This is a genomic window from Streptomyces sp. NPDC034111, assembly GCF_055575375.1.
In genome coordinates this window covers 309,580-325,516 of sequence record NZ_JBVIST010000005.1, presented here as the reverse complement: position 1 = coordinate 325,516, position 15,937 = coordinate 309,580, and the positions used below count along the sequence as shown (strand labels likewise).

General features: G+C 65.3%; 7 protein-coding genes. 3 read left to right on the top strand and 4 right to left on the bottom strand.

Annotated features, from left to right (window positions below; translation table 11 throughout):
* Positions 1–211 precede the first annotated feature (211 nt).
* The 4 genes from ACZ55A_RS16045 to ACZ55A_RS16030 form a co-directional block, all read right to left on the bottom strand.
* Positions 212–3,184 (bottom strand): RNaseH domain-containing protein, encoded by a 2,973-nt coding sequence (locus ACZ55A_RS16045; RefSeq protein ID WP_468839875.1) that lies wholly within the window; start codon positions 3,182–3,184, stop codon positions 212–214.
* Between the two features lie 32 nt (positions 3,185–3,216).
* The gene (locus ACZ55A_RS16040) at positions 3,217–6,540 is read right to left on the bottom strand and encodes a hypothetical protein (RefSeq protein WP_468839872.1); all 3,324 of its coding nucleotides are present in this window, start codon (positions 6,538–6,540) and stop codon (positions 3,217–3,219) included.
* A complete protein-coding gene (locus tag ACZ55A_RS16035; protein WP_468839869.1) occupies positions 6,537–7,781 on the bottom strand; it encodes a restriction endonuclease-related protein in 1,245 nt (414 codons plus the stop codon). Before ACZ55A_RS16035 ends, ACZ55A_RS16040 begins: the two co-directional genes overlap by 4 nt.
* Positions 7,782–7,873: 92 nt before the next feature.
* Positions 7,874–9,139, bottom strand: coding sequence for a helix-turn-helix transcriptional regulator (locus ACZ55A_RS16030; RefSeq protein WP_468839867.1), 1,266 nt, complete (start codon positions 9,137–9,139; stop codon positions 7,874–7,876).
* A gap of 531 nt (positions 9,140–9,670) precedes the next feature.
* Between ACZ55A_RS16030 and ACZ55A_RS16025 the strand changes: the two genes are divergently transcribed.
* The 3 genes from ACZ55A_RS16025 to ACZ55A_RS16015 are packed head-to-tail and all read left to right on the top strand — an operon-like array spanning position 9,671 to position 15,587.
* On the top strand, positions 9,671–11,224 hold the full coding sequence (locus ACZ55A_RS16025; protein ID WP_468839864.1) for a type I restriction-modification system subunit M: 1,554 nt from the start codon (positions 9,671–9,673) through the stop codon (positions 11,222–11,224).
* A complete protein-coding gene (locus ACZ55A_RS16020; RefSeq protein WP_468839862.1) occupies positions 11,217–12,506 on the top strand; it encodes a restriction endonuclease subunit S in 1,290 nt (429 codons plus the stop codon). Before ACZ55A_RS16025 ends, ACZ55A_RS16020 begins: the two co-directional genes overlap by 8 nt.
* Positions 12,507–12,509: 3 nt before the next feature.
* The gene (locus ACZ55A_RS16015) at positions 12,510–15,587 is read left to right on the top strand and encodes a type I restriction endonuclease subunit R (protein WP_468839859.1); all 3,078 of its coding nucleotides are present in this window, start codon (positions 12,510–12,512) and stop codon (positions 15,585–15,587) included.
* Positions 15,588–15,937 lie beyond the last annotated feature (350 nt).

Sequence of the window (15,937 nt, the reverse complement as noted above, 5' to 3'; positions counted from 1 at the left end):
CCCGCGCTATGTAGTCCCGCCCTGCCGTGCCGGTGAGTAGCGTGTCTGGCCCCGAGATCGGCCGCTATCAGGGGCGGTTCACAGCGTCTACGACCAGTCACACGACCTGGATCAGTAGCGCATTGATTCGACACCGCTAACCGCCATCGGCCGGCCCAGGAGGTGGGCCGGCCTTTCCTTCTGGCATCGTCGCCAGCGACGCGCCCATGGGCTACTCGTCGGCTGCGTCATCTCCCTGTTCCTCGGGCGGCGCCGACCGCCGGTATTGAGGGTGGTCGAGGTCGAGCTGTTTGGCTGCGTGCAAGGGGACGGGGTAGCGGGAGCGGTCGGACCAAGCGATGGTCTGGTGACACAAGCGCGCGGTCGCCCGTGCGAGCATCGTCCGGTCGACCCCATCGGCCGCACCGACTGGGTAGATCTCGGTCGCTGTGACGGCCCACCACGGAGCCTTGAGCTCATTCGTCTCCCGCTCCCCCTCTTCCCCGCCCTTGCCCGGGTCGGCATCCCAGCGAGTGATGGCTTTGCCCAGGTCTCCGCCCTTGGCTTGATAGTTGCGCGGGATGTTGAACAGGATCCAGAAGGGATTCCCGAAGTCCACGTCGGCGCGGTGCAGTTTGGCCGATGCGAACAGGATGGATTCCTTCTCGGTGTCCGGATCGCTCTCGCGAGGGACGGGAACGTACTGGGGCACCTCGTCCGCGGCGACGTTCATCCGGATGACCGCGCTCGGTTTCTTGCGAGGAGCGTTCTTGCCTTTGCCGTACCCCGGCAGCCAGGTGCGCGGATCGGTGATGTCCTCTTCCTGGTAGCTCTGATTCTCGTTGTGCAGGCCCGTCCACATCCGTCGGCAGGCGTGCCCATCGACCATGACGACATAGCCCATGCCGGGTTCCAGCTCGTCGCGGACGAGGCTGGAGAGGGCGTCTTCGACGTGTGCTGCTGCTTCTGCCCAGCGTTCCTTGTCCGTCTCGCCTTTGCCGTCGACGTGGAGTGCGTAGTCACTGGCGTGGAAGGCGGCGATTGCCTCCCGGTAGGGCACCCAGGCCCCGATTTGGGGCGTCCACGCTCGCATCGTCCAGGCGTCGTCGCCCTCCTCCTCCGGCGGGAACAGGGCGGTGGCAACGATGATGCGTTTGGTGTGCTTGCCGTCGGCGGTCTTGGCCTGCCGGCGGGCGTGGATCCCGCAGTAGACGAGTTTCCCCGCCTCGTGGCCCTTCCTGTCCTTCGCGATGGCCCGCGCGAGGCGCTGGTCGATGATCCCGAGTGAGCGGTACAGGTCGAGGAGCGCCATGTAGGCGGCGTGGTCTTTCCCCGGCTTCGGAGGACTGATTTCTGTTGCGGGGTTTCCGAAGGATCCCGGTTTCATTCCCGTGGTGAACTGACAGACGAAGTCCTTCTTAGCCAGGAAGCGGCGGACTTGGAATTTCCCGTCATAGCGCTCCTTTCGCAGCAGGAATGCGTTCCGCTTCTCTCCGTCCTTCTTCTTCAGGGCCGGGATCTCGGTCTCGCACCAGGCGCCGACCATTACCTGCGACTCGCTGTCGACGAAGTCCTCTTCGAGGGATTTGAACTCCACGCTCCGGTTGATCTCGTCGCCGTGTGACAGGAAGCGCTCGGCCTGGCGGAACACCACGCTGATGCCGGGAGCGAGGAAGACCTCCTCACCTGGCTCCGGATCGCCGATGGGCGGGCCGTCCGGGAACGCCAGGGACAGCGCGTTGATCATGCGTAGGCGAGTGTTCCAGCGGTACCACAGGCATACGATCCGCAGGTGCTCGAAGCCCTGGGCCTTCACGGAGGCGGTGATCTCTTCGGGCGGGGGAAAGCCGATGGTGTGGAGGAGTTCGCCGGCCTCGATGCGGCTTGCACGCTCCTGCGGGGCCATCTTCTGCTTGTCCGTGGGGCGCGGCTCGAAGGTCATCGGTTCCACCGTGAAGTCGACCCAGGTGGCCTTCTCGCCCAGCACCTTTGAGACGTGTTCAGCCAGGAGCCGCAGGTGGAGGGTGCCAGGTCCCGTGCCGACAGCGAAGTTGTCGTTCTGCGGCATGAGCGGGCGGATGACGCCGGCGTCAGGGGTGATGAACGAGGGGAATTCCCCCTTCTCGGCGGCCCTTTCCAGCAGGTCCCGCTCTTCGGTGACGCGCGTCTGCAGCGCTTGCAGGACGCTGATGTCCATCTCGTCGCGTGCGAGCAGTTCCAGGGCGCGCTGGTTGACGGCTCGGACACTGCCGTTGCGTACCAGCTCGGTGTGCAGGATGGGAAGGCCGTCGCTGCCCTGGTAGATGTGCGTGGACTTGGCGTAGACCATGTTGCTGTGGACGCGGGTGACGTGGGCGTCCAGGAAGATGACGGGGTGGACGACGTTGGGCTCGGTCTTCATGACCACTGAGAGCCGGGACATCGCGTACTGGGCCTTGGTGGCCTCGTTGACCTCGGTTGCGTCGTCACGGAGGTTGTACTTGCGTCCGAAGGGGTGATCCCAGGCGATGAGGCCGCCCCGGCTGTCGGGGAGGTAGGTGACTTCCCTTTTGTTCGGGTTGGCCTTCCAGCCGATCGTGCGGTTCTTGTAGACCTGTTCGCCGTTTGCGTCGAGCTTGGGGGAGCCGTCCTTCTCCTTGTCGGCGACCTTCTTGGTGATCGGGACGAGGTCGTAGATGGTGAACTCTTCTTGGGCGAGCTTCTTGGAGATCACCCAGGGCACGGCCACGTACATCCAGTCGGGACACTTCGGCTGCCTGCCGGACACCGGCTTGAGGAAGCGCGTCATCTCGAACTCCTGCTCGGGCGTGTTCGCGATGGCTTCGGCCACCGGCGGTACGTCGAGGAGGACGGCCTGGTCGGTGTTCAGCCCCTTGCTGTAGCCGACGACGCACCGGAAGACGTGGCGCAGGGTCTCGTCGTCAATCTTCTCCAGTGAGACCAGGAAGTTGAGGTACCGGTCAAGGTGGACGTACCCGCCGGTCTTGAACTTCAGGTAGGTCAGAGCGGTTGAGTACGGCAGGTTCTTCTTCTCGTCCGGATGCTGCTGGCTTTTCTGCTCGTCGTCTCCGTTGCTTTTCAGCTTCTCCCATTCTTCCCGCACGCTGCGCGGGAAGATCCGTACGTACACCTTCTGGCCCTGGACGAGTTCGGGGGTGCAGCGCAGGGTGAGGGTGTTCGGGAGAGTCGCGGTGGTGTCGCTCAATGCTGTGATCTCTTTCGCGAAGAAGCGTTGGGCTATGCGGAGAGGGCGAGGTCGACGCCTGCGTAGGTCAGGAAGGCGTTGACGGCTTCGCCGTACAGTTCGGCCATCTGCCGGCGTTCTTCCGGCAGCCACCGGGAGGCCATGCGTTCGATGATGCTGGCCAGGTCGGAGCTCCACGTCTCGTCGTGGAAGGCGTAGTCCACGAAGTGCAGTTCCATGTTGGTACCGCCGCGTCGTGCTCGGCCGGCGAGCTGGATGAGGGACACCAGCATTCCGGCGACCATCTGTTCCTGGAGGACGAGGTCCATGGTCGACAGCTGCGGGGAGGAGCGCAGAATGGTGGCCAGGTGGTCGCGTGCTGCGGTGCGAGCCGTCTGCAGAGCCTGGACGGGATCCGACGCACCGGATGCGGGCAACGAGTTGATGCCTGCGGCGTTGACACTGCCGTACATCCAGGTGGGATCGTCGATGATCAGCGGGGGCCTCACGCACAGGTAGATGGAGTGGATGGCTGAGCGGAGATTGACGACGATGTTGAGTCCTCTGGCGATGTTAGCCAGGGGAGCGACCAGAATGTCGCCGAATTGGGGGAATTCCTCGACCTCCTCGACGGTGATACGGCGGACCAGTGACGGGTCGGGGAGGTAGCGGACGTTGCTGAGGCGGTCTTCTTCCCGGACGAGGACGCACACTCGGTGGGAGAGCCCTTTCGCCTTGGCGATGCCGGTGGCGATGTGGCCGCACTGTTCGTAGCTGTTGGCGGTGAGGATCACGCGGGCGCGGGCGCGGGTCGATTCCGATTTGGCCAGGCGCGTGAGTTTCCTCGACAGCTTTGTCTCGTACAGGCGTTCACCGATTTCGCGCAGGGCTTCGGGCTTGTCGGAGGGAAACTGGCCGGCGATCGGGATGCGTTCTCCGGCCTTGCGGTGGCCGTTGCCGTAGGTGACGGCCGAGGACTCGACCAGGATGGATTCTTCCTGGGCGTCGGTCATCCACCACATCACGGGGGCGTGGACGTGCTCCTTGACCGCCTGGGGGAAGTAGGCCGTGGCGGAGAGCCCGAAGATGGGCCGCTCCACGCCGGCGGTGATCAGTGAGACGAGTCCGCCGAGTTCCGACACGTAGGTGTGCGGGTCGCCGGCCATTTGCTGCGTGGAGAGCTTGGCGTCCTTCTCCGGGTTCTTCATGCCGGTGACCCGGTAGCCGTTGATCGGCCTGCCGATTGTTCCGTGCGGAAGTACGTCGGCGATGCCGCCGGAGCGCATCGAGTCGATGATGCGGTTGGCGGTGAGCAGCCCGGAGTGACGCAGGGACTGGGCGGTGTCGCGCAGAACGGCGAGCGACACGTCCAGTTCGCTCATCAGCGTGCGGATGAGGAGGTGGTCGATGGCCCGGTTGCGTGCGCGGCCGTCGCTGATCATCGAGGCGAGGGCCTCGTGGAGCCTGAGTTTGAGCGCGTCGCGCTGGTTGATGCCGCGCGGCGACACGACGGCCCCGAGGACGCTGCTCACTCGTTCCCACTCGGGATCCAAGAGCATGGGTGCAGGAGCCATCTCGTCGTCTTTGCCGAGGTCGGGTGCCGGTACCAGGGCATTGAGCCGGTGGATGGCCTCGGCGGGAAGCGGCTGGCCGTCGCTGACCTGGTATTCGGGGAACAGGAGGCTGATGAGCTCGCGGTCCTTGGAGCGTGGCAGGCGCCAGCCCTCGTAGTCGTATTCGTGCCGCAGCCGCGGGACTCGGGTGTCGTCGTGATGGTTGAGGCGGAATGCCTTGGTGCACAGGCCGGTCAGCAGGGACTCGGCCATGAGCCGGACGTGGCTGACCGGTTCGATGAGCTGGTCCTCGAAGCGCAGAGGAAGGTGCTTGGCCGCGGTGTCCAGGACCTGTGGTTCTGCCGTCCACGGGCGCCGGGAGTGCAAGTCGACCGTGGTGGCGCACCGGTCGACGGCGACGGCCTGGAAGGCGTCGATCTCGTCGATGATGACGAAGTCGCTGGCGCGGAGCACGAACTCGCGGACGGTGACGGACCGGACCGGGCGGCCGTCGATCTGGATGCCCACCCGCATGGTGCCCTGGATGAAGTTGTGGTGGTTGGTGACGATCACCGTGGCGTCAGCGGCCTGGTAGGCGGGGGTGAACTTGCCGCAGGTCGGGATCCAGGGGCAGGCCAGCATCTCTCCGCCGCCGCGCAGGCTCAGGCAGTTCTCCTTGCCGGGGCGGTAGACGCCGGCGGAGTCGAGCCAGTGCTGCTGTGCGCATCCATAGGCGAGGTGGTCGACGTCACGGCGGCCTCGCTTGCCCCATTCCCCGGGGGCGTCAGGGTCCTCCTTGACGAGGGCCGCGTGCTTGAGGGCCCGCTCGTGCCGTGAAGACGGCGACATCAGCGGTGCGCACGTCGCCAGGTGCTCGGTCTTGCCCGCTTCGTGCAGGATCTCGAGGTCGCGGCTGATGTCCCAGACAGAAGCGAGTGTGGCCTTGACGTCGGGAACGAGGAGGGTGATGCGGTAGTCGTTGAGCGCAGCCCACGAGCCCAGGAGCCGGACCAGCACGGACTTACCGGTTCCGGTGGGCGCGTGGAAGATCTGGGTGCTGCCGGCCAGGAGGTTCAGCACGTTGACGGTGTCGGTATCGCGTGCCTTGACCCGGTCGAGCAGGCCCGTCAGCACCTTGTACAGCCAGGGGCCCGCCTCTGTGTTCTCGTACTGAGTGTCCAGGAGCTGTGCGATGTCCTTGAGATCTTGGACGTAAACCGGGACTGTGCCGACGTTGGGCCGGGTGGTGAGGGCGGGAAGCGTGTCGTGGCCGAGAGGCTGGGTGAAAGCGGGAAAGCGGGGGATGGTCACGCGCCCGTGGACGATCTCGTTGCCCTCGGTGCGTTCACTCGTCTCGTACGTCTGGCCCGGCGCTGCGAACTCGTGGGGCTTGCGCCGGCTGCTCGGCCGCCGGAAGGGCGCGAGAAGGCTCTTGGCGTAGCCGAGGTAGTCCCCTCCCAAGAGGGGGTAGGCAGCGGTGGCGGTAAGAGGATCACCGGCCAGGGTGAACAGCTGGAGGGTGGTCTCCTCGTCCTCCTCGTCGGCGCTGTCCATGGCGCCCAGGAGGATCCGCGCGGCGGAGGCGAACCGCTTCTCGTCGGCGAGGTCGGGGTTGCTGAGCTTCATCACCTCGGCCACGAGCAAGCGTTCCTCACTGCCCAGCTCATTCCATTTCTCCCATGCCTGCGGTTTGCAGCTGGCGAAGAACGCCGCGTGGCGGAAGGAGGCCAGCGGCTTGCCGTCGTCATCCTGCTGGGGGAAGTAGTGGGCGGCCAGGGCAAGCGCGGCGCGGACGAAGGCGTCCCTGACAGTCATCTGGCTCATGCCCACACCACCCCGGCGCTCTGGCAGACCATCTTGGCGAAGTCGGTCATGGTCGCGGCCTTCATTCCGTACTTGCGGCAGGTCACGGTCAGCAGGGGGATCTGGTCGGCCCGGTGGTCGGGAACGACGAGCCATTCGGCGCCGCCCTTGTCGCCCTCGTTGCGGTGCAGGCTCTCGGCCAGGACACGGCCGTGGGTGTAGTCCTTCACATCCACGGTGAAGACGTGAGTGCTCCCGTCAGGGCCCTTGACCTCGATGCGATGGTCGTAGGCGTCGCTCATCGGCCAGAGCCTGACGGCCTCGTCCACATCTGCCAGTGCGGCGGCCAGCCGCTCCAGCAGAACGGTGTGCAGACGCAGCTCGTGCAGGCCGGGCACGCAGGTGTAGCGCCACACGCCGCGCTTGAGGGCCAGATGCCCCTCGACCGGCTTCGCCTCCGGCACGGCACCGGTGGTGCCCAGCGCGAGCGCTGCCTCGTGCGGAGCCGGGGTGTCGGGGCTGTCCGGATGCAGCTGCGGCGCGTCTCCGGACGTGGGGCGGAACATGAAGCTGGCGCCGGTATCGGCGTGACGGCTGTAGAGGCAGGCGACGCGGTAGTACTCGCGGCCCGCACTCATCCGCTTGCTGATCTTCATGGGCCACTTGCACACCGTGCAGGGGAACCACCAGGTGCGGTAGACGGCGTGGTAAGGGATCGGCTCGTAGAAGCCGATCGCGTTGAGGGGCAAACCACGCTTGTTCAGCTCTGCGGAAGTGCCGGCCGGGCATTCCACCAGCGTGGTGCGGTCCTTGACGTACTGGACGTCACCGCGGCCCTTGAGGATCTCGTACATCTGATCCTGGTCGATCTCGTCCTGAAGCTGCTCCTCGGTGAACCGCATCCGGCCGATCCGCTGAAGCCGCTTCAAAATCCGGTGCAGCTGGGAGGTCTCCCACTGCAGATCGAAGGCGTTGCCGGTGACGCAGCCCTCGGCGTCGACAACGGGAAAGTCGAGATCGCCGAAGCCGGACCGGTCCAGCCACGGCGGGAGCAGGCCGTCGATGGGACCGCGCAGCCTTCGGCGGAACTCGCCGAACGACAGCGGCACTCCGGGGCCGTACGCGGCGAGCAAGTCCCCGTGGTACCGCATCAGCTTTTCGGCCCGGTTCCTCGGGGTCAGGTCCGGTGCGGTGATCGTCTGACAGGCTTTGATGAAGGTGAAGTTGATCAGGCGGAACGCCTCGAAATGCGAGAACGTCAAGCCGTCATCATCGACATGGGTCGTCACGGGAGACGACGGTAGACCACGGGTCTGACAATGCCCCCGGAACGGCCTCGGACCGCCCTAAATGATCATTGCGGCGGAGACGCCGTAGCTGGGTACATCTCCGTGTAGACGTGCAGGTAGGAGGCAATGTGCTGCTGCCCGAGAGCGGTGGTGTGCCACCGGTACTCGAGGACGTGCGTATCGCCCGGTGCCATCCGGGGACGTAGTTCGATGAAGCCTCTGCTGGGATGCGCCTGGCGCTTTGGCCGATAGCCGACAGCCAAGTAGAACAGGGACTTGCCCGACAGCTCGCTCTCGTGGAGACCTTCCGGGCCAGCCGCGGCGACACGGAGCAGAACGCCCCACAGCCATTCAGACAGCAGATGCGCGGGAGGCGCCGACTCCGCGGGCTCTCCCAGCCCAGCGCGGGCGCAGGCACGGCCGCGGCGCGTAATCTCCACGAGGGTCCGGTCCACCTCGCCGACCCCCGGAACCTCTACGCGGTCCTTGGTCACTTTGATCAGTCCCAGCCGCTCCAGCGAGTGGAGGGTGGCCCCGGCCCCTTGATCGTGGACGCCAGCGCTCCGCAGGCGCTGCTGAAGGCGCGTGTGGCCGACTACTTCGCTGGGTGCGTCGAGAGCGAACGGCAACTTCCGCCACTGCTTGGCCGGCGGAACCCTAACCTGGTTCTGCCGGCGCATCCACATCTCCGTTTCAGTCATCTGGTCATCGCGCAGGATTGCCCCCAGATAGACCCGCTGCCGTTCATTCAGTGCCTCCCAGCCCTCGACCGCTGACGCCGGCGGACCGAGCCGCTCCCGCTCGGGCAGACGCGGGGGCTCATCAGCTGGCCGCGTACGCATCCAGGCGTCCATCACCATCCGGACCGGCACCTCGTACACGGTCGCCAGCTGCTGCACGAGCCGACCCGTGTGCCCCGGCTTCCTCCAGTTCCAGCCGGACACCTGACGGCCCCGCTCCAGGCTGCGGACTTTGTGTGCGTCCACGAATAGATCACGGCCGACGGCAGTCGCGCGAAGGCGGGTGGCGACCTCTTCTGCGGTGAGACCAGCGGCATAGCGGAGGTCAACCAGCGTCTCGGACCCGCTGGGCGTACCCGTGAGGTCGGCGGTGGCGCAGCCCAGAGCATCGGCGAGCCGCCGCACGTTCCTGGCTTCGGGCACATACCTGCCCTCCTCCCAGTACACGACCACGCGGTACGTGACCCCCACAAGATCAGCAAGCTCCTGCGGAGTGAGCCCAGCCTGCTCGCGCAGCGCCCTGATCTTGGTGTGCTCAACGGCTAGCAGATGCCTCGGCATACTCGTAGGGAACCTCAGTGAAGACTTCATGGCAACTGCTCGGCGCCGGGTGCCTGTCAGCGTGGAGGTGAGTTCAAGCGAGTGCGGTGGGCCTGCCTGAAGCCCAGAGACCGTCATGATCGTGTCCCGGGATCGAGTCGTCGTTGGTGAGGGCGTAGATAGCGCCGTCTTCCAGGAGCGCATCGGGGCCGAGTCATGCACCTGCCGGGCGGGCGATCGAAGGTGACCTGTCGATCACGAGGGGCGGGCGCGCCCGACGTCGCATAAGGGGCGGCCGCCGACGGATCCGCGCCATCGGACGGCCAGGCCCACGGCGTCGCTGTGACGCCGTCTCCGTCAGTCCCTCGGAGCGTCGCTCGCTGGGCGCGATTGCCGTATTTCGTGGTCCTGGGGAGGGATATCGTTGGCGGGTCGTCCGCACAGGGATGCGACGCCCCGCGCATGTCCACTCGGCGGCGTGTCCGGTGGATGCGCGCCGGGCATCCCCGTACTGGGCTGACTGATAGGAACACCACGACCTTCGGGTCGCCACCTTTTGACGAGCAAGGACACCCCCGACTGATGGCAGTGACCCAGCAGGAGATCGAGAACCGGTTGTGGGACGCCGCCGACGAGCTGCGCGTGGCGATGCCCGAAGCGCAGTACTCCTCGGTCGTCTTCCCGCTGATGTTCTGGAAGTACCTGTCGGACACCTGGGAGCACAACCACCAGGAGTTCCTGGCCCAGTACGAGGGTCTGGACGGTCTCTCCGCCGAGGAAGCCCGGGAGATCGAGTACCGGGACCATCAGTCGTTCGAGATTCCGTTCATTCACCCTGGCACCGTCCAGGAGCGTCGCGCTTCTTGGTCGTCCATCCTCGCCACCGTCGCCCAGCACGGCCTCGGCCAGCGTGTTCGCGCTTCCCTCCAGGCCATCGAGTCGGCCAACCCTGACAAGTTCTCCCGTCTGTTCGGTTCCATGACCTGGACCTCCGAAGCGGTGCTGCCGGGGGAGGTGCTGGCGTCGGTCATGCGGGCGATGGACCGCACCCCCAAGATGCACGAGGGCAACATGTCCCACGACGTGCTCGGCGGTGCGTACGAGTACCTGCTGAAGCGCTTCTCCGACGGTTCCGGCACGCGCGCCGGCCAGTTCTTCACCCCGCGCGAGGTCGTCGAGCTGATCATCGAACTACTGGCTCCCAAGAACCACGAATCGGTATACGACCCGACTTGCGGGTCGGGCGGCATGCTCATTGCCGCCGCGAGCCTCCTGAAGGCCCACGGCGGGCGGGGGTACACACTCAGCCTGAACGGGCAGGAGGCGGTGACGGACACCGCAGGTGTGGCCCGCATGAACCTCTTTATGCACAACCTGACCGAGTTCAAGGTCGAGGTCGGCGACACCCTGAGGGATCCGCGCTTCAAGAAGCCGGACGGATCCGTCAAGCAATTCGACGTGATCGTGGCCAATCCGCCCTACAGCCTGAAGTGGAAACCCTGGACCAACGACCCCCGCGCCATCGGAGGGGTCGCCCCACAGTCGTCGGCGGACTGGGCATTCGTGCAGCACATGATCGCCAGCATGGATCCGAAGAAGGGTCGCGCCGGCGTCGTCCTGCCGCACGGCGTCCTCTTCCGAGGCGGCCAGGAAGGAGCCATCCGCAAGCGCGTCCTAGGCGGCGACCTGCTCGAAGCCGTGATCGGGCTTCCAGCGAACCTCTTTTACAACACATCGATTCCGACCTGCATCCTCGTATTCCGTAGCCCAGGCACCAAGCCCCCGATGCGGCAAGACGGCGTGCTGTTCATCGACGCCTCCACACGCTTCACCAAAGCCAAGAACCGCAACGTCCTCACTGACGCAGACATCGCCGACGTCGTGACCGCCTTCCACTCGGGCAGAGACGGTGACGGAGAAGGCGGCCTCTCGGCGCGTTTTGTCCCCATTACAGAGATCGTCGCGAACGGGTACGACCTCAACATCGGCCGCTACATCAAGCAGGCTGCCGCCGAGCACGAAGACCTAGGCACCCTCATCGACGCCTACAACATCGCCCGGGCTGAACGCCAAAAGGCCGAGCAGCGCATGCTTGCAGTCCTCTCCGCCGCAGGGATCGAGGGCTTTGATGAGTGACTGGCAGCAGATCAGCCTCGGTGACCTGGAGGCTCCTGCGCGCCGCAGGGTGGCCGTTCCACCGCAGGCATCAAGGGCTTCGATGGGTGACGGCTATTCGCTTCGACCGCTCGGCGAGGTGATGCGCCTCGATATCCAGCGCACCCCGATGAAGCCAGCAATCACCTATCGTCTGGCCGGGGTCCTGAACGCAGGACAGGGACTTGTCGCCAAAGGCGAATTCGACGGCGGAGACACAGGGTACGCGGCAATGAACGTGCTGCGCGTCGACCAGGTCGTGATGCGCAAATTGACCGCGTGGGAAGGCCCGATCACCGTAGTGCCAGCCGAGTTCGACGGATTCGTCGTCAGCAACGAGTTCCCGACGTTCACGCTTGGCCCAGAACTGATGCCCGACTGGATGAGACACGTCTGCCGTTCACCGCGTCTGTGGACGGAGATGAAGAATCGGGTGAGTGGGACAGTTCAACGGCGCAAGCGTCTTACCCCAGAGCAACTCTTGCAGATCCAACTCCCGATTCCTCCCCTCGGGGTACAGGCACGGATCGTCGAAGTACTCGACGCAGTTGACGACCAGATCACCGCGCTCGACGCCGAGGCGGACGTGCTTGATGATCTTTGGTGGGCGCTGGGGCGAGAGATGGCGGCCGCGGTAACCGACGAGGCGGCGGTCCCGTTGGCGTCGTTCTGCGACATCTCGGGAGGGCTCACGAAGAACAAGAAGGACCTTGAGCAGCCGGATCTTGTGGCGGTGCCGTACCTGCGTGTGGCGAATGTCCATCGACATCATCTGGACCTGTCTGAGGTGGCGACGATCCAGACCACCCAGGCCAAGGCCGATAAGCTTCGACTGCGCGCGGGCGACATTCTGATGAACGAGGGCGGGGACAAGGACAAGCTTGGTCGCGGGCACGTCTGGGAGGATCAGATTCCCGACTGCATCCACCAGAACCACGTCTTCAGGGTCCGGGTCACCGACCGGCGCTTCGATCCATATTTCGTGTCTGCTTGGGGTAATACGTTCGGTCGGGAGTGGTTCGAGACTTTCGGCACCCAGACGACAGGGATCGCCTCCATCAACCGCGCGACCCTCAGCAGATTTCCCGTCCCGGATATCCCGTTGTCCGACCAGCAGGACTGGGCGGGGCGTCTCGGGGCCATCGTAGAAACGATGGACTCCCTCCGAGGCCAGGCGAGCAGTCTCCGAGCAACCCGCGAAAGCCTTGCGGCGGGGCTACTGGACCGCACGATCGATATCAAGTCTGCCGAGTTGGAGGTCTGAGCCGTGGCAAAGGGCATTCGTGAGCGCGAGTTTCAGAACTTAATGATCCAGTGGTCTCTCCCGATGGGATGGGGCTTCACGGCGGGCAGGTCGCTGCCGCGCGAGACGACGCAGACAGTGCTCGCCAGCCAGCTGCGGGACTCCATCGTCCGGCTCAACCCAGGGATAATCGACGGGTTTGACGTGGCCGTTGTGGTCGAGGAGATCATCGCCACGGTCAATGCCGTCGAAGGCGGCCTGGTGCGCGCCAACGAGCACGTGCTGAAACTGCTGCGCGGACAAAAGGAGTTCCGTGCCGCCGACGGCGTGTGGCACGCCTTGAAGGTCATCGATTTCGAGCACCCGGCCGCCAACACGCTGGTCGTGTCGGACGAGGTGACCATAGCCGTCCCCGGCAAGACCCCTCGCCGGTTCGACCTCGTGTACTGGGTCAACGGCCTACCTTTGGTAGTAGTTGAGGTGAAGTCACCGACCGCGAAATCCGGGTGGACCGACGCCGCCCGCGAGATCAACGACGTGTACGCCACTGAGTATCCGTGGTTTTTCACCCCGAACGTCTTCGCCGTCGCCTCCGACGGGCTGAAGCTGAGGTTCGGTGCAGCCGGCGCGCCCCTGAACCTGTGGCAGCCGTTCCGTTCCACCGAGGACGACGAGAACCTGTCCGGGCAGGCCGACTTGCAACGCTCCGTCGAGCTGCTACTCGCCCCGGCCACGCTCCTGGACATGCTCGCCAACTTCGTCCTCTTCGATACCTCCGGGGGCGGCGCGGACAAGAAGTATCTGCCCCGCTACCCGCAGATGGAGGCCGCCCATCTGATCCACAAGCGGGTCCTGGCCGACGGAGCGAAGGGCCTGATCTGGCACCACCAGGGGTCTGGAAAGACGCTGCTGATGGTGTTCGCCGCCTCCCTGCTGTTGGCCGACACCCGCACCGATTCGCCCACGATCATCCTGCTCTCGGACCGCACGCATCTCGTCCGGCAGACCTCCGGGGTATTCACCTCCGCTATGGGGGACGCCTACTTCCACCAGCCCGCCACCAGCGCGGAGTTGCGTTCCCTGCTGGCCGACGACGTGCGCGGCGTCATCTCCACCACCGTCCATAAGTTCGCCGATGCCGGCAAGAACCTGTCGACCCGCAGGAACATCATCGTGCTGGTCGACGAGGCCCACCGCACCCAGTCCGATAAGTCACAGTCCTTGGCCGGCCAGATGCGCGCAGCATTGCCGCACGCGAAGTTCTTCGGCATGACCGGCACCCCCGTCAGGAACCTCGCAACCGACACCTTCGCCCTCTTTGGCGAGGAGACCGACCCGGACAGGGTTTTGCACCGGTATTCGGTGTCCCGGTCTCTGCTGGACGAGGCAACCGTCCCGGTCATGCTGGACCCACACCCGGTCACCTTCGAGATAAACGACCAGGCACTGCAGGCAGAGTTTGACCAGTTCGCCGACGAATTCGACCTCGACGACCCTGACCGTGAAACTCTGTCCCGCAAGTTCGGGCGCCTCACCTCGGTGTTCGCCAACCCCCACCGCATACACACGGTCTGCCAGGACATCGTGGACCACTACCTGGCCAGCGCCTACCGCAATGGGCTCAAGGCCCAGGTCGTCGCCTACAACCGTGAGTTGGCCGTGGCATACACGGCCAAGATCAACGAACTGCTTGCCGGCTTCGAGGCGTCCCGGGTTCTCGCTGAGGTCGGCAAGCGCGAGCGGATCACCGCCGAGGTGAATATCCACGTCTCGGACGCTAAGGACGAAGACCCTGCCATGCGGCCGTACCGGCTCTCAGAGGTCGACGAGGAGGACCAGAAGCGGCGATTCCTCTCTCCTGACGACCCGCTGTGCTTCCTGGTCGTGACAGCCAAGCTGATGACCGGTTTCGATGCCCCCAACGAGGGCGTCCTCTACCTGGACAAGCCGCTGAAGGCCCACAACCTGTTCCAGACGATCACCCGTCCGAACCGCACCTGGGTATCCCCGACCGGGTTTGTGAAGACCACCGGGGTGGTCGTGGACTACATCAGCCTGGCCGAAGAGGTCCAGCGGGCCGTCGTGGACCCCACCTCGGAGGGATCCGCCGGCAAGGGCGGCGGGTTCGTTACCGACCTGACCGAGCTGGTCGCCGAGTTCCGTACCACCTTCGCCCGCATCGAAGACCTCCTCGCAGACGTGGAGGGGCTGGATCTCACGGTCCACGGCTACGAGTCCGTGCGAACCATCAATGCCTTCTTGGACACCCACCCGGACGCAGCCGAGGTGTTCGCCAAGGACTACCGGCTCTTGGCCCGGCTGTACCCGCTCATCAACACCGACAAGCGGGTCGCCAAGTACCAGGACGGATTCGGGCTGTTCGGCTCCGTTTACACGACCCTGTTCAAGAAGTCCTCCGACGAGGAGAGGAAGGAACGGCTGGGCGAGCTGGGACCAATGGTCCTGGAGATCATCAATGCTCACGTCCATTCCTTCTCCGTGGCCGCTTCCCAGGAGGAAGCCCTCGTCCTGGACGCCCAGGGCATCGCCATCCTCAAGGAGTTGCTGGCCCTCGTCCGCCCCAAGCCTGGCAAGGACGACGGCGAGGACAAGAGGCCGCCGTCTGCGGCGGAGATCCTGGACCACATCAAGGACGCCCTCGATAAGGGCGTCGAACCAGGGTCCGCGAAGTACACCGCCCTCGCGGAGCGAATCAGGCAGCTGCGGGACCGGATCATCCAGAACGCGCAGGACGCCCTGGAGTTCCTGGCCGATGCGCTCCGCGTCGCCCGTGCCATCGTGGACGCCGAGAAGCACCCCGACGAAGCCGTCGTGCTGGACGACGACCACGTGGGTGTCCTGTCGCGAATCATTCACGATCACGCACCGTCCGGCCTCACCGTCACAGAGCGGAACCTGGCCGAGGAGATCGATCAGGTGGTCAAGCGCACCCTCGCGCAGTCATGGGACAACGCCGAGGCTCGCAACCGAGGTGTCCGCCGCGCCACCGCCGCGGTCTTCCGCCGGTACGCGTTGAAGCCGGTGGGCGAACCGTACGGCTCCACCGTCGCCTACATCGAAGCCCACTACCTCGTTGACTGACGATGCGATGAGGCCCGGCAACCCGTGTCGGTTGCCGGGCCTCGTCACGCTGCTTGCATTCAGTTCTACTCGCCGCACTTGGTCGCAAGCATCGTGGTAGCTCCAGGGGCCTGCAGGGCAGCCAAGCTCCTCTCGCCGTTGTCGGGTCTCCGGAACCTGCCTCGGGCATCACTCGCAGGAAGGCGTTCAGCCATTACTGGACGGACGACGTACGGGTGGAGTTCCGCAGCCGAGGCACGTGGACTGGGCGCACGAGCTGTTCCGCGAGCTATGGGGTGGAGTGACGGCCGACGGCGTCCCTGGCAATGGGCGTCCTTTGTCGAGATTTGGTCGTCCGGTGGCCTCTTCCG